Here is a 17,296-nt window from a genome sequence, read left to right as displayed (position 1 = left end):
GTATCGCCGCTTCCCCGCCGCGGGCGGGACCGGTGGCGGGGAAGCGGCGATACCTATGCCCCGGGGCGCAGGCGGTACCACTGCTGGTCGTCCAGGCGCGTGCCGTCGGGGCCCGGCAGCAGTCCGTGCACGAGGGGGCCCCGGGTGAAGCCGGCACGCTCCAGCACGCGGTGCGAGGCGACGTTGTCCGGGGAGGTGCCCGCGATGATCCGGGCCAGCGGGGTGTGCTCGAAGGCCCACTCCACCAGCAGGACCACCGCCCGGGCGGTGAAGCCCCTGCCGCGGAACTCCGGCAGCGTGCTGTAGCCCGTCATGGCCTGCCCCAGGGGCGGGATGATCGAGGTGAGCTGGATGTGTCCGGCGAAGGCGTCCGTCCGCGCGTCGCGGACGGCCACCTCGACCCGGTCGCCGGCCAGCCAGCGCATGCCCGCCTCCCGGCAGGCCTCCTCGCTCTCCGCCGGGTCGGGGGCCTGCGGCGGCACGCTGTGCGCCACGACCTCCGGAAGGTTCTGCAGCGCGTGGTAGTCGTCGGCGTCGGCCAGGTTCAGCGGCGCCAGCCGTACCACGCCGTCGGACAGCGAGCCGCCGGGGAAGCCGGGCAGGTACGGCTGGACGCGGTCGCCGGAGTCGTCGGACAGCCTGGCGAAGGACACCAGGTCGCCGCGGGTGCCGTCGCGCCGGGCCTCCGCCGAGCGCTGCACCCCCTCGCGGCGGAAACCGGCGGCCAGCGCGACCCGCTGGCTGGCCAGGTTCTCCACGTCGGCCAGCAGTTCCATGCGCCGCACCCCGTGGGCGAAGGCCCAGTCGGTCAGCGCCCTGGTGGCCGTCGTGGCGACCCCGCGTCCCCGGGCCCACGGCGCGATCAGGTAGCCGACCTCGCCGTTGCCCCGCGGGTCGAGTGCCTTGAGCCCGATGTTGCCCAGCCACTCGTCCGTGTCGGCGTCCGCCACGGCGAACGAGGCGCCGCCGCTCTCCCAGAGCCGCTCGGCGACCTCCAGGTAGCGGAGGGCGTCGTCGCGGGTGTACGGCACCGGCACGGTCGGGATGAAACGGGCGATCTCCGGATCGGAGCAGGCGCGGGTTATCGCCTCGGCGTCGTCGGCGCCGAGCGCTCGCAGGACGATGGGACCGGCGGGAATCACGTCTCGAGGAAACACGCTCCCATTGCTATCAGCTACCCCTATGAGGGGCGAATCGATTTCGGGCCGCCCCGGTAGGGGGCGCGGACCGCGCCCGCGAGGACCGCCGGGGACCCGGAGAGCCGGTCCGGGACGGGCGGCTCCGCCAGGCGGGAGGGGGTCGCCCGGCCCCGGGGCGGAACCGGCGGCAGCCGTACGCCGATAACCTTGCGGGCATGGGTTTTCGCAGGCATGGGCCGTTTCAGGCCGGGGATCAGGTTCAGCTCACCGATCCCAAGAACAAGCGTCACACGGTGACGTTGAAGGAAGACGGGGTCTTCCACACGCACAAGGGCGGAATCCCGCACAGCGAGCTGATCGGCCAGCCCGAGGGGTCGGTGGTGCGCTCGTCCGGCGGCACCCAGTATCTCGCGTTCAGGCACCTGCTCCAGGACTACACGCTGTCCATGCCCCGTGGCGCGGCGGTCATCTATCCGAAGGACTCGGCGCAGATCGTCGCCATGGCCGACATCTTCCCCGGCGCGCGCGTCGTGGAGGCGGGGGTCGGCTCCGGCGCGCTCACCTGCTTCCTGCTGCGTGCCGTGGGCAGCGAGGGCACCGTCACCTCCTACGAGCGGCGTGAGGACTTCGCCGAGGTCGCCACCAAGAACGTGGAGAAGTTCTACGGCGGTCCGATGGACCAGTGGCGTCTGGTCGTGGGCGACTTCGTGGAGGCGCTCGACGAGAGCGACGTCGACCGGATCATCCTGGACATGCTCGCCCCGTGGGAGTGCGTGGACGCCGCCGCCAAGGCTCTCACGCCCGGTGGCGTCATCTGCTGTTATGTGGCGACCACGACCCAGTTGTCCCGCACCGTCGAAACTCTCCGCGAACACGGGAGTTTCACCGAGCCCCATGCGTGGGAGACCCTGGTTCGCGACTGGCATGTCGAAGGTCTGGCCGTACGGCCCGATCACCGGATGGTCGGGCACACCGGCTTCCTCGTCACCGCCCGCCGCATGGCGGACGGGGTGACGCCACCACCTCGTCGCAGACGTCCGGCAAAGGGGGCGCATGGCGAAGAGTCCAGTTCTTCCACCAGATGATGACGATTCGGCTACGACGGTACGTTTACCAGTGACAAGGGAACAGATGGACGTGTTCTCATGCTCCCAGGACTAAACGCACCATAAGGGATTAATCACTGCCAACTTAATGTAGTCATACGAACACTGCTCGGCCAGGTAAGGGACAGCCCCCAGATGGGTAGGGTTTTGAGTAGTCGGTCTCGACTGGGAAGGAGGTGACGCCGTGGCAGCTCGCGACGACGCTGAGGCTCGAGCCGCGCAGCGCGAACGGGAGGTCGCTGACCTCACAACACAGGTCTCCTTCCTGCAGGAGGAGCTCACCGCGCTACGTCGGAAGTTGACGGAGTCTCCCCGGCAGGCCAGGGTCATCGAAGAGCGTCTCCATGAAGTGCAGGCGAATCTGGCAGCCGTCACAGGCCAGAACGAGCGTCTGGTGGCCACCCTCAAGGAGGCCAGGGACCAGATCGTCGCGCTGAAGGAGGAGGTCGACCGGTTGGCGCAGCCGCCATCCGGATTCGGCGTGTTCCTCGAAAGCAGGGAAGACGGCACGGTGGAGGTCTTCACCGGCGGCCGCAAACTTCGAGTGAACGTCAGTCCAGCGGTGGACGTCGACTCGCTGAAGCGTGGCCAGGAGGTCATGCTCAACGAGGCGCTCAACGTGGTGGAGGCCCTCGGGTTCGAGGAGCTCGGCGAGATCGTGATGCTCAAGGAGCTCCTTGAGGACGGCCGGCGCGCGCTGGTGATCTCGCATGCCGACGAGGAGCGGGTGGTGAAGCTCGCCGAGTCGTTGGTCGGCCAGCCGATCCGGGCGGGCGACTCGCTGCTGCTGGAGCCGCGCTCGGGCTACGTCTACGAGCGCATTCCCAAGTCCGAGGTCGAAGAGCTCGTCCTGGAGGAGGTGCCCGACATCTCCTACGAGGAGATCGGCGGGCTCATGCGGCAGATCGAGCAGATCCGGGACGCGATCGAGCTCCCCTACCTGCACGCCGACCTCTTCCGTGAGCACAAGCTCCGTCCGCCGAAGGGTGTGCTGCTGTACGGCCCGCCCGGCTGCGGCAAGACCCTGATCGCGAAGGCCGTCGCCAACTCCCTGGCCAAGCAGGTCGCGGAGAAGACCGGCCAGTCCGGTAAGAGTTTCTTCCTCAACATCAAGGGTCCCGAGCTTCTCAACAAGTACGTCGGCGAGACCGAGCGGCACATCCGCCTGGTCTTCCAGCGGGCCCGTGAGAAGGCCTCCGAGGGCACCCCGGTGATCGTGTTCTTCGACGAGATGGACTCGATCTTCCGGACCCGAGGCTCGGGCGTCTCCTCCGACGTCGAGAACACCATCGTTCCCCAGCTCCTGTCGGAGATCGACGGCGTCGAGGGCCTGGAGAACGTGATCGTGATCGGCGCCTCCAACCGCGAGGACATGATCGACCCGGCGATCCTGCGGCCCGGCCGTCTGGACGTCAAGATCAAGATCGAGCGGCCGGACGCCGAGGCGGCCAAGGACATCTTCTCGAAATACCTCATCGAAGACCTCCCCCTCCATCCCGAGGACCTCGCCGAGCACGGCGGAAGCCGCGGGGGCACCATCTCGGGCATGATCCAGCGGGTGGTCGAGCGGATGTACACCGAGAGCGAGGAAAACCGCTTCCTCGAGGTGACCTACGCCAACGGCGACAAGGAGGTCCTGTACTTCAAGGACTTCAACTCCGGCGCCATGATCCAGAACATCGTCGACCGCAGCAAGAAGATGGCGATCAAGCAGTTCCTGGAGTCCGGGCAGAAGGGCCTGCGGATCCAGCATCTGCTGGCGGCCTGCGTGGACGAGTTCTCCGAGAACGAGGACCTGCCCAACACCACCAACCCCGACGACTGGGCCCGCATCTCCGGCAAGAAGGGCGAGCGGATCGTCTACATCCGCACCCTCGTGACGGGCAAGCAGGGCACCGAGGCCGGCCGATCCATCGACACGGTGGCCAACACCGGCCAGTACCTCTAGCACCACCTGGCGACACCGGCAACGCGCGCGACGGCGCGGTCCCCCGGCCGGGGGCCGTGCCGTCGTCGTTCTCCGGCCCCGGCCCCTGGTTCCCGTCCGTCACAGAAGTGAAGTGACGTCACATGGAACCCAATTGATCAAAATGCCGTCCAAGTGGCGTGCGTGAACATTTCGGCCTGGTCGTCAGGTGACCGGCGCGGGGTCTCGCGGAGCGGCTCGGGGGAGCGGCCGCCTCGCCGAACTCGACCTCCTCCGTTTCGTCGCCGCCATGGCGGTGCTCGCCTTCCACTACTTCATCGCCTTCGCCTCGGTGTGGGGTGATCGCCCGTCCGAGCTGTTCCCCGCGATCTCCACGCTGTCCGGTCTCGGCATCCTGGGTGTCGAGCTGTTCTTCATGATCAGCGGATTCGTCATCCTGATGAGCGTCTGGGGCCGGGGGCTGGGCGCGTTCGCCCTCTCCCGGCTGGTGCGGCTCTTCCCCGCCTACTGGGTCAGCGTCGGGGTGACGGCCGCGGTCTACGGCCTGACCGCCGCCACCGCCCTGGACCCCAAGCTCAGCGCCGGGGAGTACGGGGTCAACCTCACGATGCTCCAGCGGGCCTTCGGCGTCTACGACGCCAACGGCGTCTACTGGTCGCTCTGGGTCGAGCTCCGCTTCTACCTGCTGATCTCGGTCCTGGTACTCGTCGGGGTGACGCTCAACCGCTGTCTGGTCTTCATGGGCGTCTGGCTGCTGGCCGCCGGGTTCTTCGCGGGCAGCGAGGACAAGTGGGTCGACCTCGTGGTGATGCCCAAGTACGCGGCGTACTTCGTCGGCGGCATGGCCTTCTTCCTGATGACCAGGCACGGGCCCAAGTTGATCCTGTGGTGCCTGGCCGGGATCAGCGCCGGCCTGGCGGTCAACTCGGCGATCGACCGGGTGGCCGGGCGGATCGAGAAGGTCGGCTACGCCGCGATGCCCGTGCCCGAATGGGCCGTCGCCGCCACCGTGATCTTCTTCTACGTGCTCATGGCGATGGTGGCGCTCGGCTGGCTGAGCCGACTGCGCTGGCGCGGCCTGGTCACCCTGGGCGCCCTGACCTACCCGCTCTACCTTTTCCACACCACGGCCGCCGTCGTGATCATCCCCGCCCTGCGGGACACGCTGCCGCCCTGGCTGACCGCCGTGGTCACCACGCTGGCCGCGATGGCCTTCTCCTACCTGGTGTACCGGGTGGCCGAACGGCCCGTTCAGGAATTCGTCAAGGCCAGGCGCCGCCGGCGGGCCGTACCGCCGTCGGCGCCGCCCTCCCCGCCACCCTGGGAGCCCTTCGCGGCGGGCGAAAAGGCCTCGGTGCCATAACTGTCTGACCACCGGGCATAGTGAAGGGTCTAGGGTCGGGGATATATACGGCGGAGAAGGCAGTCCCGGATGAACAGAGGGTGCGCATGACGGTACGGCGGGTGATGGGCATCGAGACGGAGTACGGCATCTCCGTGCCCGGACAGCCGGGGGCCAACGCGATGGTGACCTCCTCTCAAGTCGTCAACGCCTACCTGGCCGCCTCGGCGGCCAGGGCGCGGCGGGCACGATGGGACTTCGAGGAGGAGAACCCGCTCCGCGACGCCCGGGGCTTCGACCTGTCCAGGGAGGTGGCCGACCAGAGCCAGCTCACGGACGAGGACCTGGGCCTGGCCAACGTGATCCTCACCAACGGCGCTCGGCTCTACGTCGACCACGCCCATCCCGAATACTCCACTCCCGAGTGCACCAACCCGCGGGCCGCGGTGATCTGGGACAAGGCGGGGGAGCGGGTCATGCACGACGCCGCGGTCCGCGCCTCGGCGATCCCCACCAATGCCCCGATCCAGCTCTACAAGAACAACACCGACAACAAGGGCGCCTCCTACGGCTGCCACGAGAACTACCTGATGCGGCGGGCCACGCCGTTCGCCGACATCGTCAGGCACCTGACGCCCTTCTTCGTCTCCCGGCAGGTCGTCACCGGCGCCGGCAAGGTCGGCATCGGGCAGGACTCCCGGAGCGAGGGCTTCCAGCTCAGCCAGCGGGCCGACTTCTTCGAGGTCGAGGTGGGCCTGGAGACCACGCTCAAGAGGCCGATCATCAACACCCGGGACGAGCCGCACGCCGACCCGGAGAAGTACCGCCGCCTGCACGTCATCATCGGCGACGCCAACATGTCGGAGATCTCGACCTACCTGAAGCTGGGCTCCACCGCGCTGGTCCTGGCCATGATCGAGGACGGCTACTTCACCCGCGACCTCGCCGTGGAGAACCCCGTCCAGGCGCTGCGCGCGGTCTCCCACGACCCGACGCTCAGATACGAGATCGCGATGCGCGACGGCCGTAAGCTCACGGCGGTCCAGCTCCAGATGGAGTATCTGGAGCTGGCGCGCAAGTATGCCGAGGAGCGCAGCGGCAACGGCGTGGACGAGCTCACCAAGGACGTCCTGGACCGCTGGGAGTCGGTCCTGACCCGCCTGGCCGAGGACCCGATGCAGCTGTCCGGGGAGCTCGACTGGGTGGCCAAGCTGGAGCTGCTGGAGGGCTACCGCACCCGCGACGGCCTTCCCTGGTCCCATCCGCGCCTGCAGCTCGTCGACCTCCAGTACTCCGACATCCGTCCCGACCGCGGCCTGTACAACCGGCTGGTCGCCCGGGGCCGGATGCAGCGCCTGGTCACCGAGGAAGAGGTCCTGCGGGCCGTCGAGGCCCCGCCCAGCGACACGCGGGCCTACTTCCGGGGTCGCTGCCTGAGCCAGTTCAGCGAGTCGGTCGCGGCCGCCTCCTGGGACTCGGTCATCTTCGACATCCCCGGCCGCGAGTCCCTGCAGCGCGTCCCGACCATGGAGCCGCTGCGCGGTACCAGGGCGCACGTGGGCGAGCTGTTCGACCGCTGCCGCACCGCCGCCGATCTGGTGAACGCGCTCACCGGCGAGTAGCGGCGGTCCGTCCGCGGGGTGGTGGCCGGCAGGGCCGCCGCCCCGCTGTCCGTGCTTCCCGGACGGCCGCGTGGATCGCGTGTTCCGCTGGGCTCTGTCCGGATTGACGGGTGATAGGTAACCGGGATACGTTCCGGGTGTTTTGTGGCGGTGCGAGGGAAATCCGGTGAGATTCCGGTGCGGTCGCGCCACTGTAACCGGCCCTTCGGGGCCGGGAGCCAGGTCACTCGGCCGCCACCGACCTACGAAAAGGGACGCGTCAATCCCGAAGGAGGTGGCCGTGAGCCAGATCTCGGCTCCGCACGCCCAGCCCATCCCATGGATCTCCCTCACCCGCTGGCTGCTCGCCGTACCGGTGCTGCTGCTCATCGCCTACCTGGTCGCCTTCGACCAGGGAGCGGTCTCGCAGGCCGGCGACTACCTGCACGAACTCATGCACGACGGGCGTCATCTGCTCGGCGTGCCGTGTCACTGAGCCGCACGTGATCACCAAACTCATCGTCCGGGGCATGCTCGCCGGACTGCTCGCCGGACTGCTCGCGGCCGTCTTCGCCTACACCGTGGGCGAGCCGCGCATCGACCAGGCCATCGCGCTGGAGGAGGCGGCCGCGGCCGCCGCACCCCACCCCCACGACGAGGCCGGACCCGCGGGCCACTCCCACGAGGAGGGGGAGGCGCTGGTCAGCAGGGACGGCCAGCGCTTCGGCCTCTTCCTCGCCCTCGGCCTGTACGGCGTGGCCGTCGGCGGGCTGTTCGCCCTCGCCTACGCCGCCGTGCGCGGGCGGGCCGGACCTCGATCGGAGCCGGTGCTCGCGATCACTCTCGCGGCCGCCGCGTTCACCGCGATCGTCCTCGTCCCCTTCCTGAAATATCCCGCCAACCCGCCCGCCGTCGGCGATCCCGAGACGATCGACCAGCGCACCGTGCTCTACCTGGTCGCCGTGGTCATCGGGATCCTGGCCGTCGCCGCGGGCGCCGCCACCCACCGCTACGCCGCCCGGAGCGAGCCCTGGCTGCGCTGGACGGCCACGGGCGCCACGACGCTCCTCCCGGTGGCGGCGGCCTGGATCCTGCTGCCGGAGATCGACGAGGTGCCCCAAGGGTTCCCCGCCGACCTGCTGTGGGATTTCCGGATCGCCTCCATCGGCACCCAGGCGGTCTTCTGGCTCGGCGTCGGCGCCCTGTTCGCCTTCGCCGCCCGCCGACGCAGCCCGGTGTGACGGCCCCCTCGGGGGTCACCCGCCTGCTGCTGATCTGCCACGCCTCGACCTCGGCCACGGTGCGGGCCGCGTTCCCGGGCGACGAACCGCTCGACGGACGCGGCCTGCGCCAGGCCACCGGCCTGGCGGCGCGCTTCGGCCAGGGCTCTGCGGCCTGCGCCGCCGAGCTGCGCTGCACCCAGACGGCTGCGGCGCTCGGCCTGCGGATCGACCCCGACCCGCTGCTGGCCGACTGCGACTACGGCAGGTGGGCCGGGAAGACGCTGGACGAGGTCGAGGCCGGCGAACCCGAGTCCCTCGCCGCCTGGCTCACCGACCCCGCCGCCGCGCCCCACGGAGGGGAGTCGATCGCCGGACTGCTCGACCGGGTGGCAGGCTGGCTCTCCTGCCGGGCTCCCGGCCGGACCGTCGCCGTCACCCACCCCCCGTTCATCCGCGCCGCGGTCGTCCACGCCGTCGGCGCACCCGCCTCCGCCTTCTGGCGGGTCGACGTCGCGCCGCTGGCCCGCGTCGCGCTCACCGGGCGGGGCGGGCGCTGGCGGCTGAGCTACCCCGCATGACGACATCCAAGGAGATCTCGAAGGTGCGTGACCCGCGCTATCCCTTCACCGCGATCGTGGGATCGGAGGACCTGAAACTCGCGCTCATCCTCAACGCCGTCTCCCCCCGCGTCGGCGGGGTGCTGGTCCGGGGCGAGAAAGGCACCGCCAAGTCCACGATCGTGCGGGCGCTGGCGGCGCTCCTGCCCACCGTCGACGCGGTGGACGGCTGCCGCTTCTCGTGCGACCCCGCCGCGCCGGACCCCGAGTGCCCGGACGGGCCGCACGAGGTCCGGACCGGAGCCGCCCGGCCCGCACGCCTGGTCGAGCTGCCCGTCGGCGCCTCCGAGGACCGCCTGGCCGGCTCGCTCGACATCGAACGCGCCCTCACCGAGGGGGTGAAGGCCTTCGAGCCCGGCCTCCTCGCGGCCGCGCACCGGGGCGTCCTGTACGTCGACGAGGTCAACCTGCTCCACGACCACCTGGTCGACCTGCTGCTCGACGCCGCCGCGCTCGGCACCTGCTACGTCGAGCGCGAGGGGGTGTCGGTACGGCACGCCGCCCGGTTCCTGCTGGTGGGCACCATGAACCCCGAGGAGGGGGAGCTGCGGCCCCAGCTCCTGGACCGGTTCGGGCTGACCGTGGAGGTCCGGGCGTCGCGGGAGCCGTCCCAGCGGGCGGAGGTGGTACGGCGGCGCCTGGCGTTCGACGCCGAGCCGGCGGGGTTCGCCACCCGCTGGTCCGCGCAGGAGCGGGCACTGGCGGCGCGCATCGCCGAGGCGCGGGCCCGGGTGGCGAGCGTGGTCCTGCCGGACTCCGCGCTCCGGCAGATCGCCACGGTCTGCGCGGCGTTCGAGGTGGACGGCCTCCGCGCCGACCTGGTCACCGCGAACGCGGCGATCGCCCACGCCGCCTGGCGGGGCCGTACCGCCGTCACCGCCGACGACGTGCGCGAGGCGGCCAGGCTCGCCCTCCCGCACCGCCGCCGGCGGGACCCGTTCGACGCACCCGGCCTGGACGAGTCCATGCTGGAGGACCTCCTCAGCCGGGTCCCCGACGAGCCCGACGAGCCCGACGACGACCCGGACCCCGGCGGTCCCGGCGGGGACGGCTCCACCGAGGACGGCTCCGGCGGTGAAGACCCCGGAGGCGTCGGCGCCGCGGAGGACGGTCCCGGCGGGGACGGCTCGGGCGGGGAGGGGACCCGTCCCACGCCTCCCGGCCCCGCGCACGCGGGCCCCGGCAGCGCCGGCGCCCCGCCGCCCGAGGTCCCGTCACCCGGGGCCGGGCCGGCCGCGGGCCCGGAACGGGAGTCCGGCGCCACCCGTCGCGACCAGGCATCCGACGCGGATCCGGCGCGACCGGCCAGGCTGTTCACCGTCCCCGGGATCGGCGCCGGCGCCCCCGGGCGGAGGTCGAGGGCCAGGACCCCCCTGGGCCGGACCACCGGTGCCCGGACCCCCGAGGGCCGTCCCGCCTCCCTGCACCTGAAGGCGACCGTCGGCGCCGCGGCGCCGTACCAGCTCGGCCGCGGCAGGAGCGGCCCCGGCCTGCTGCTGCGGCGCGAGGACCTCAGAGAGGCCGTCCGCGAGGGCCGCGAGGGCAACCTGGTGCTGTTCGTCGTGGACGCGAGCGGATCCATGGCGGCCCGGCAGCGCATGCGCGCCGTCAAGGCGGCCGTGCTGGGCCTGCTGCTCGACGCCTACCAGCGCCGTGACAAGGTCGGGCTGGTCACCTTCCGCGGCACCCGCGCCGACCTCGTCCTGCCGCCCACCTCCTCCGTCGAGGCGGGCGCGGCGCGGCTGCGCGACCTGCCCACCGGCGGCCGCACCCCGCTCGCCGCGGGACTGCTCCGGGCCGCCGAGGTGCTGCGGGTGGAGCGCCTGCGCGACCCCGCCAGGCGTCCGCTGGTGGTCCTCGTCACCGACGGGCGGGCGACCTCCGGCACCGTCGAGGAGTCCCACCGCGCCGCGGGGCTGCTGGCCGGGGTGACGGGCGTGGTGGTGGACTGTGAGAACGGGCACGTCCGCCTCGGCCTGGCCCGTTCCCTGGCGGAACGGATGGGCGCCGAGACCGTGCGACTCGACGACCTCGCCGACCTCGCCGGGATGATCCGCGAGCGGCGGGCCGCCGCATGACAGTGACCGCATGACAGTGACCGCATGACAGTGACCGCATGACAGCGACCGCATGACAGCGAAAGGTGATTGACGATGCCTCAGGGCAGACCGGTCAGCGTGCCCGAGGACGGCCTGACCACCCGGCAGCGCCGCACCCGGCCGCTGCTGATCGTGCACACCGGCCCCGGCAAGGGCAAGTCCACCGCCGCCTTCGGCCTGGCCCTGCGCGCCTGGAACCAGGGCTGGCCGATCGGGGTGTTCCAGTTCGTCAAGTCCGCCAAGTGGCGCATCGGGGAGGAACGCGCACTGCGGGTGCTCGGGGACTCCGGCGAGGGGGGAACGGTCTCCTGGCACAAGATGGGGGAGGGCTGGTCCTGGATCCAGCGGCCGGGCAGCGAGGAGGATCACGCCGCCGACGCCCGTGAGGGCTGGGAGCAGATCAAACGCGACCTCGCCGCCGGGACCTTCCGCCTGTACGTGCTCGACGAGTTCACCTACCCGATGAAATGGGGCTGGATCGACGTCGACGAGGTGGTCGCCGCCCTGGCCGGGCGTCCGGGCGGCCAGCACGTCGTGGTCACCGGCCGCGACGCCGACCCCCGCCTGATCGCCGCCGCCGACCTGGTGACGGAGATGGGCAAGGTCAAGCACCCCATGGACACCGGGCAGAAAGGCCAGAAGGGCATCGAATGGTAGCCCGCCTGGTAGTCGCCGCCCCGGCCTCGGGAGCCGGGAAGACCACCGTGGCGACCGGGCTGATGGCCGCCCTCACCCGCCGGGGGATGGAGATCTCCCCGCACAAGGTGGGCCCCGACTACATCGATCCCGGCTACCACGCCATGGCCACCGGCCGTCCCGGGCGCAACCTCGACCCGTGGCTGGTGGGCGAGGAACTCGTCGCGCCGCTGTTCCTGCACGGCGCGGCCGGGGCCGACCTCGCCGTGGTCGAAGGGGTGATGGGCCTGTACGACGGGGCGGGCGCGAGCGAGTTCGCCTCCACCGCCCATGTCGCCAGGCTGCTCGACGCTCCCGTGGTCCTGGTCGTGGACGCGGCGAAGCAGAGCCGGTCGGTGGCCGCGCTCGTGCACGGGTTCGCCTCCTACGACACCCGGATCAGGTTCGGCGGGGTGATCCTCAACCGGATCGGCTCCGCCCGGCACGAGGACATCTGCCGCGAGGCCCTCGCCGAGAGCGGTGTCCCGGTGCTGGGCGCAATCCGCCGCAGCGACGCCGTCGCCACCCCCTCCCGGCACCTGGGCCTCGTCCCCGCCGCCGAACGCCGGACGCGCGCCACCCGGGCCATGGACGCCGTCGCCGCCCTCGTCGAGGACTCCTGCGACCTGGAGGAGCTGGTACGGCTGGCACGCACGGCCCCGCCACTACGCGCCCGCCCGTGGACGCCCGGCCCGGCCACGGCCCTCACAGGCCCTGCGGCGGCCATGTCCGGCGCGGCGGCCACGCGGACCACGCCGGACCCGGAGAGCGCCCGCCCCCCCGGGGCCCCGGTGCGGATCGCGGTCGCGGGCGGTCAGGCGTTCACCTTCGGCTACACCGAGCAGGCCGAGCTGCTGACGGCCGCCGGAGCGGAGGTCGTCATCTTCGACCCGCTCACCGACGAGGCCCTGCCCGAAGGGACGCGGGGGATCGTCGTCGGCGGCGGCTTCCCCGAGGTCTACGCGGCCGAGCTGTCCGCCAACGAGCCGCTGCGCGGGGAGGTCGCCGCCTTCGGCGGGCCGATCTCCGCCGAGTGCGCGGGCCTGCTGTATCTCGCCCGGGAGCTGGACGGCCGGCCGATGTGCGGGGTCCTGGACGTCGAGGCCGGGATGACCGGCTCGCTCACCCTCGGCTACCGGGACGCGGTGGCCGTCCGGGACTCGGCGCTGACCAGGGACGGCGAGCGGTATCGCGGGCACGAGTTCCACCGCACCGCCGTACGGCCCGCGCCGGAGCGGCCCCTGTTCCGCTGGCGGGGCGGTGCCGACGGGTTCGCCGACGACCGGGTGGTCGCCTCCTACCTGCACCTGCACTGGGCCGGCAGCCCCCATCTGGCCGCCCGGTTCGTGCAGGCGTGTCACCGGGTCCCCGCGACCCCCGTGCGTGGTTCCGCGCCCCCCGCGCCGGGGACGACCCGGCCTACGACGTGAAGGGCCCCGCCGGCAGCCGCGGCGGCGCCACCGCGACCCCCTCCAGCCGGAGGATCTCCGACAGCAGACGCGCCGCCTGACCCGCGGGCATGCGGGCCGCCGGATCGCGCCGGAGCAGCCCTTCGAGGACCGTCCAGAGCGGCCCGGCCTTCGCCGGCGGATCCGGATTCCTGGTCATCGCCGTGCTCAGCACCGCCAGTGAGCCGGACTCGGGGTACGGCGAGCGCCCCTCCACCGCGAAATACAGGCACGCCCCGAACGACCACAGGTCGGCCGCCGGGGTGGCCGCCCTGCCCCGCAGCCGTTCCGGCGCCGTGTAGGCGGGCGCGCAGCCGATCGGCACGGTCGTCGACGCGCTCGCCTCCCCGCTCAGCGCCGCGATGCCGAAATCCGACAGCACCACCCGATCGCCGGTCAGCAGGATGTTGCCCGGGTTGATGTCCCGGTGCAGCACGCCGGCCCCGTGCGCGTGCCGTAGCCCCGACAGCAGCTGGAAGCCGATCCAGGCCGCCCAGTGGACCGGCAGATGACCCAGGTGCCGCACCGTCTCCTTCAGAGTGAGGGCCTCCAGCAGCTCCATCACGATCCAGAGCCGGCCGCCCTCCTCCAGCAGGTCGTGCACGGAGATCACCGCCGGGTGGCTCAGCCGCCCGGCCGAGCGCGCCTCGCGCAGCGCCCGGCGGCGCGCCTCCTCCAGGTCTGCCCCGTGCTCCCGGAAGTACGGCTGAATTTCCTTGATCGCCACATTCCGGCGGAGCCGTGAATCGTGAGCGCGCCACATGATGCCCACGCCGTCCCGGCCCATCGGTGAAGTCAGCTGATAACGACCACCCAGCAGGCGCGTCTTTCCCGTTCCCGTTCCCATGAACCACCCGTTGAAGTAGAAGCCGGGCCCCTCAGCTGATTCATATTTTCATCTGGAACGGTGCACGATGTCGCCGCGATACGTAATTACGCATAACGATTGAGTAGCACGGATGTGGTGAGGTATTGATTTGACTTCTTAAACTCCGCCCGACAATCGGACGGGCCGCCGGTGTGTCCGCGACGCGGTGGAGACGGCCGGATCGGGCCGGTCGCGCCGCGCCGGATCAGGCCGCGCTGGAACAGCGGACACCGGCCAGCATGGCCGAGGTCTGCTCGGCGCTCAGCCGCGCCCTGGGGTCCTTGCGCAGCAGCCCGCGCAGGATCGGCTCCAGGGGGCCCGCCCGGTGCGGCGCGCGCGCCGGCTCCCGCAACGCCTCCACCAGGGCGGCCATCGAGGTGACGGTCCGGAACGGGGTCCGCCCCTCCACCGCCATGTAGAGGGTCGCCCCGAACGACCACATGTCCGCCTCGCGGGTGCCGCCCCGGCCGTGCAGGGCCTCCGGCGCGATGAACGCCGGCGTGCCCCGCATCGAGGTGCTCGCCGCCCCCTCCGGCGCGGCGAAGCCGAAGTCGGCCAGCACCACCCGGTCGCCGGTCAGCATGATGTTGGCGGGCTTGATGTCGCGGTGGATCACCCCGCCGTCGTGCGCGTGCCGCAGCGCCTCCAGCAGCCGGCGCCCCATCGCGGCGACCAGGTCCGCCGGGAGCGGCCCCGCCTGCACCAGCGTGTCGTGCAGGGTCAGGGCCTCCAGGAACTCCATGACGATCCAGAGCCGTTCGGCCTCCTCGGCCAGGTTGTGCACCGTGACGATGCCCCGGTGGCTCAGCCGTGCCGCCATCCGCGCCTCGCGCACCACCCGCCGCCGCCGCTCGGCCGCCTCGGGGCCGGGAGGCAGGGCGATCTCCTTGAGCGCCACTTCCCGCTCCAGTAGCAGGTCGTAGGCACGCCAGACAACGCCGGTCGCTCCGCGGCCGACGGGGGAGACGAGTTTGTACCGGCTGGCGACGATGGTGCTCACCCGTCAATGATCGCAGTTTCGCACCCCCTCGGCCTAACTGGAACGATCCGGGCGTGTCAGAAAAGCTCCGAAATATGCGAATCTACGATGTAAAGGCGGTCAGATGAGGCCGATGCCCAGCGTCAACGTCCCGGCGCCCAGTGACACGCCACCGAGGGCCACCAGCCAGATCAGCCTGTTCGGCTTGGTGTCCGAGGGGCGCACGACCGACAGGAAGAAGCCGATCGGCATGAGGATCGGCGCCGCCACGATCAGGACGCGGGTCAGGGTCTTCAGGTCGCCGGACAGGTCGGCCTGGTCGATGTAGAGCATCGCGACCAGCGCGAAGAGCACCAGGACGCCCGCGTGGGCGTGCCCGGCCCGCCACAGGCCCCGCCGTACCGGGTTGTCCAGGTAGCCGGGGATGTCGCGCATGATGTGCGCGAGCAGGGAGAGTCCGCCGAAGGCGATGGTGGGCACGGTGATCAGGAGCACGCCGGCGGTGCTCAGCGATGACGGCGACATGGGGGCCCTTCCGTTGGATAGTGACGCTAGCCAATTATTGGATAGGAGTGCTATCCAGTCAACAGGGAAGGATTTGCCTCAGGGAGACGGAGAGGGTTCTCTTGCAGGCAGGACCTCGGGGGCGGCCTCGGCGGGCTCCCGCGAAGATCGCGGGACGATCCGCGCGCAATGTCCGCCGGTTCGGGGAAGATATGAATCACAAGCGTCCCCCAAGCGGAGGTGCCACAGATGGCGAGCAAGGACACCGGCGGCCAGAAGCACACCAGCCGGACTGACAAGGAGGTGGAGGAGACCACCACGGTGGACTCCTCCGACGTCCAGGAGCGCAACGAGAAGCTCTCGGACGACGTCGACGCGATCCTCGACGAGATCGACGAGGTGCTCGAGGAGAACGCCGAGGAGTTCGTGAGGAGCTACGTGCAAAAGGGCGGGCAGTAGAGAAGGAGTCCGCTTTCAGGGGCGGGGGTGGGAGTGGATTCGCCGCCGAGTCCGAAAACCCGTCCCGGCCGCGGGACGGCCGGCCCGCTCTCCGAGTCCGGGTTCGGCACGCGGACGGCGGACGGCCGCGCCCGCCACCGCGGGGAGCGCGTCAAGAGGCGCTCCACCGCGAGCCCCCGAAAACGCGCGGCCGGGCAAGGCGAGCCGTCCGGAAACGGCCCGCGGTTTCCGGGGGCACAAATACCATCCGAAATGCCGAGAGATCAAAACGCGAGCCGAATTCACCGATAAACGATCCCAATCGTATGCACCGGCCGGCCGGTGCGCTCAGTCCGCTCTCGTCAGGTGAAGGGTCGCGATCTCGAAGGGGCGCAGCGGCAGTCGTACGACACCGCCGGTGACTTCCAGCCGCTCGCCCGCCACGCCGAGCACGTCGGCGCGGCGGGCGGCATCGAACGGCCCGCGGACGACGGCCTCGGTGGCCGAGGGGTGCTCGGCCACGACACGGATCTCCAGGACGTCGCCGCGCTCGCGCAGCGCCGTGAGCACCACGCCCGTGCCCTCGACGGCGAGGGACGCGGCGGCGTGCCCCCGGGGCATGCCCGGCCCCCCGGCACCCGGGGAGGCGGCGGGGGCGCGGCCCGACCCCGGCACGGCCAGCAGCGCGTGCCGATACTCCTCCGTCAGGCGTGGCAGTCCCGCCTCGTGCCAGGTGCCCGTGTGGGGCAGTACGGCCAGGCGCGCCGTGACCGGTCCGGGGCACTGGGCGGCGGGGGTGGACAGCTGGGGCCCGGCGGGTTCGTCGCGGTAGGCGTTGCGGTTCCTGGACAGCAGGCCCACCGAGCGGATCAGGGTGAGGGCCAGCTCACCGTCGGTCAGCTCGTACTCGGTCACCTGGTCCAGCAGGACCGCCAGGCCGCCGGCGGTGACGAATCCCTCGGCGGGGAAGGTGGGCAGGGGCTCCTCGCCGCAGCCGCCCTCACCGGTCAGGCCGCGCCGTACGACCGAGAGCTGCCCTTCGGAGAAGGACTCCGCCGCGGGGGAGGGGAGGGGCGCGTGCCAGCGGACCCGGTGGTCGCGGCAGCGGTTGTCGAAGGACATCTCCAGGCGCAGGTAGGGCTCGTCCGCGCGGAGCTCGGCCCTGGTGGTGACGGTGACGTTCTCGGTGACCGGCGAGCGGCCGTCCGGGGTGGCGCCGGACGGCCAGGCGTAGTCGCGGCGGATCTCCAGCACCGACACCAGCGGTCCGGCGCAGACGCTCTCGACCTCGACCCGGCGGGGGGTGTCGACGAGGGTGTCGGGGCGGGGC

The 17,296-nt window shown here is 71.5% G+C and carries 15 protein-coding genes, 1 pseudogene and 1 riboswitch; of the genes and pseudogenes, 11 read left to right on the top strand and 5 right to left on the bottom strand.

Annotation, left to right across the window (positions count from 1 at the left end):
• Window positions 1-53 precede the first annotated feature (53 nt).
• Window positions 54-1,142, bottom strand: a complete 1,089-nt coding sequence (locus CA984_RS32240) for a GNAT family N-acetyltransferase (protein ID WP_242676293.1) — start codon at window positions 1,140-1,142, stop codon at window positions 54-56.
• A gap of 212 nt (window positions 1,143-1,354) precedes the next feature.
• Between CA984_RS32240 and CA984_RS32235 the strand changes: the two genes are divergently transcribed.
• The 10 genes from CA984_RS32235 to CA984_RS32190 all read left to right on the top strand — a co-directional run bounded on the left by CA984_RS32235 (window position 1,355) and on the right by CA984_RS32190 (window position 13,159).
• Complete coding sequence (locus tag CA984_RS32235; protein WP_086577243.1) at window positions 1,355-2,224, top strand: tRNA (adenine-N1)-methyltransferase; 870 nt, start codon at window positions 1,355-1,357, stop codon at window positions 2,222-2,224.
• Between the two features lie 205 nt (window positions 2,225-2,429).
• Complete coding sequence (gene arc / locus CA984_RS32230) at window positions 2,430-4,193, top strand: proteasome ATPase (protein WP_086577242.1); 1,764 nt, start codon at window positions 2,430-2,432, stop codon at window positions 4,191-4,193.
• 187 nt (window positions 4,194-4,380) lie between these two features.
• Window positions 4,381-5,535 carry an acyltransferase family protein gene (locus CA984_RS32225; RefSeq protein WP_086577241.1) on the top strand — a complete coding sequence of 385 codons (1,155 nt, stop codon included), beginning with the start codon at window positions 4,381-4,383 and terminating at the stop codon, window positions 5,533-5,535.
• An 86-nt stretch (window positions 5,536-5,621) separates the two neighbouring features.
• On the top strand, window positions 5,622-7,136 hold the full coding sequence (dop, locus tag CA984_RS32220; RefSeq protein ID WP_086577240.1) for a depupylase/deamidase Dop: 1,515 nt from the start codon (window positions 5,622-5,624) through the stop codon (window positions 7,134-7,136).
• A 131-nt stretch (window positions 7,137-7,267) separates the two neighbouring features.
• A riboswitch (cobalamin riboswitch) is annotated at window positions 7,268-7,386 on the top strand.
• Window positions 7,387-7,416: 30 nt separating this feature from the next.
• Complete coding sequence (locus CA984_RS32215; RefSeq protein WP_086577239.1) at window positions 7,417-7,611, top strand: CbtB domain-containing protein; 195 nt, start codon at window positions 7,417-7,419, stop codon at window positions 7,609-7,611.
• Between the two features lie 7 nt (window positions 7,612-7,618).
• A complete protein-coding gene (locus CA984_RS32210; protein ID WP_086577238.1) occupies window positions 7,619-8,356 on the top strand; it encodes a CbtA family protein in 738 nt (245 codons plus the stop codon).
• The gene (locus tag CA984_RS32205) at window positions 8,353-8,916 is read left to right on the top strand and encodes a histidine phosphatase family protein (RefSeq protein ID WP_086577237.1); all 564 of its coding nucleotides are present in this window, start codon (window positions 8,353-8,355) and stop codon (window positions 8,914-8,916) included. The genes CA984_RS32210 and CA984_RS32205 overlap by 4 nt, the downstream gene beginning before the upstream one ends.
• Window positions 8,913-11,033: a putative cobaltochelatase gene (locus CA984_RS32200; RefSeq protein ID WP_086577236.1), complete on the top strand. Its 2,121-nt coding sequence runs from the start codon at window positions 8,913-8,915 to the stop codon at window positions 11,031-11,033. Before CA984_RS32205 ends, CA984_RS32200 begins: the two co-directional genes overlap by 4 nt.
• Window positions 11,034-11,108: 75 nt before the next feature.
• The gene (cobO, locus tag CA984_RS32195) at window positions 11,109-11,711 is read left to right on the top strand and encodes a cob(I)yrinic acid a,c-diamide adenosyltransferase (protein ID WP_086577235.1); all 603 of its coding nucleotides are present in this window, start codon (window positions 11,109-11,111) and stop codon (window positions 11,709-11,711) included.
• Window positions 11,705-13,159 (top strand): cobyrinic acid a,c-diamide synthase CobB, encoded by a 1,455-nt coding sequence (locus CA984_RS32190; protein ID WP_086577234.1) that lies wholly within the window; start codon window positions 11,705-11,707, stop codon window positions 13,157-13,159. Before cobO ends, CA984_RS32190 begins: the two co-directional genes overlap by 7 nt.
• On the opposite strand, the gene CA984_RS32185 is transcribed toward CA984_RS32190, so the two are convergent.
• From CA984_RS32185 to CA984_RS32175, 3 genes are all read right to left on the bottom strand, one after another.
• Window positions 13,149-14,024, bottom strand: a complete 876-nt coding sequence (locus CA984_RS32185; protein ID WP_086577233.1) for a serine/threonine-protein kinase — start codon at window positions 14,022-14,024, stop codon at window positions 13,149-13,151. The two genes, CA984_RS32190 and CA984_RS32185, sit on opposite strands and share 11 nt — an antisense overlap.
• Before the next feature lie 226 nt (window positions 14,025-14,250).
• The gene (locus CA984_RS32180; protein WP_086577232.1) at window positions 14,251-15,045 is read right to left on the bottom strand and encodes a serine/threonine-protein kinase; all 795 of its coding nucleotides are present in this window, start codon (window positions 15,043-15,045) and stop codon (window positions 14,251-14,253) included.
• A 99-nt stretch (window positions 15,046-15,144) separates the two neighbouring features.
• Window positions 15,145-15,549, bottom strand: coding sequence for a hypothetical protein (locus CA984_RS32175; protein WP_086577231.1), 405 nt, complete (start codon window positions 15,547-15,549; stop codon window positions 15,145-15,147).
• A 228-nt stretch (window positions 15,550-15,777) separates the two neighbouring features.
• Between CA984_RS32175 and CA984_RS32170 the strand changes: the two genes are divergently transcribed.
• Window positions 15,778-15,987: a ubiquitin-like protein Pup gene (locus CA984_RS32170; RefSeq protein WP_031161502.1), complete on the top strand. Its 210-nt coding sequence runs from the start codon at window positions 15,778-15,780 to the stop codon at window positions 15,985-15,987.
• A 327-nt stretch (window positions 15,988-16,314) separates the two neighbouring features.
• Here CA984_RS32170 and CA984_RS32165 read toward each other — a convergent pair.
• A pseudogene (locus CA984_RS32165) lies at window positions 16,315-17,296 on the bottom strand (glycoside hydrolase family 38 N-terminal domain-containing protein); the annotation flags it as partial.

Origin of the sequence: Streptosporangium minutum (assembly GCF_002149035.1) — a bacterium.
GTDB lineage: Bacteria > Actinomycetota > Actinomycetes > Streptosporangiales > Streptosporangiaceae > Streptosporangium > Streptosporangium minutum.
This window is presented reverse-complemented; position numbering and strand designations above follow the sequence as displayed.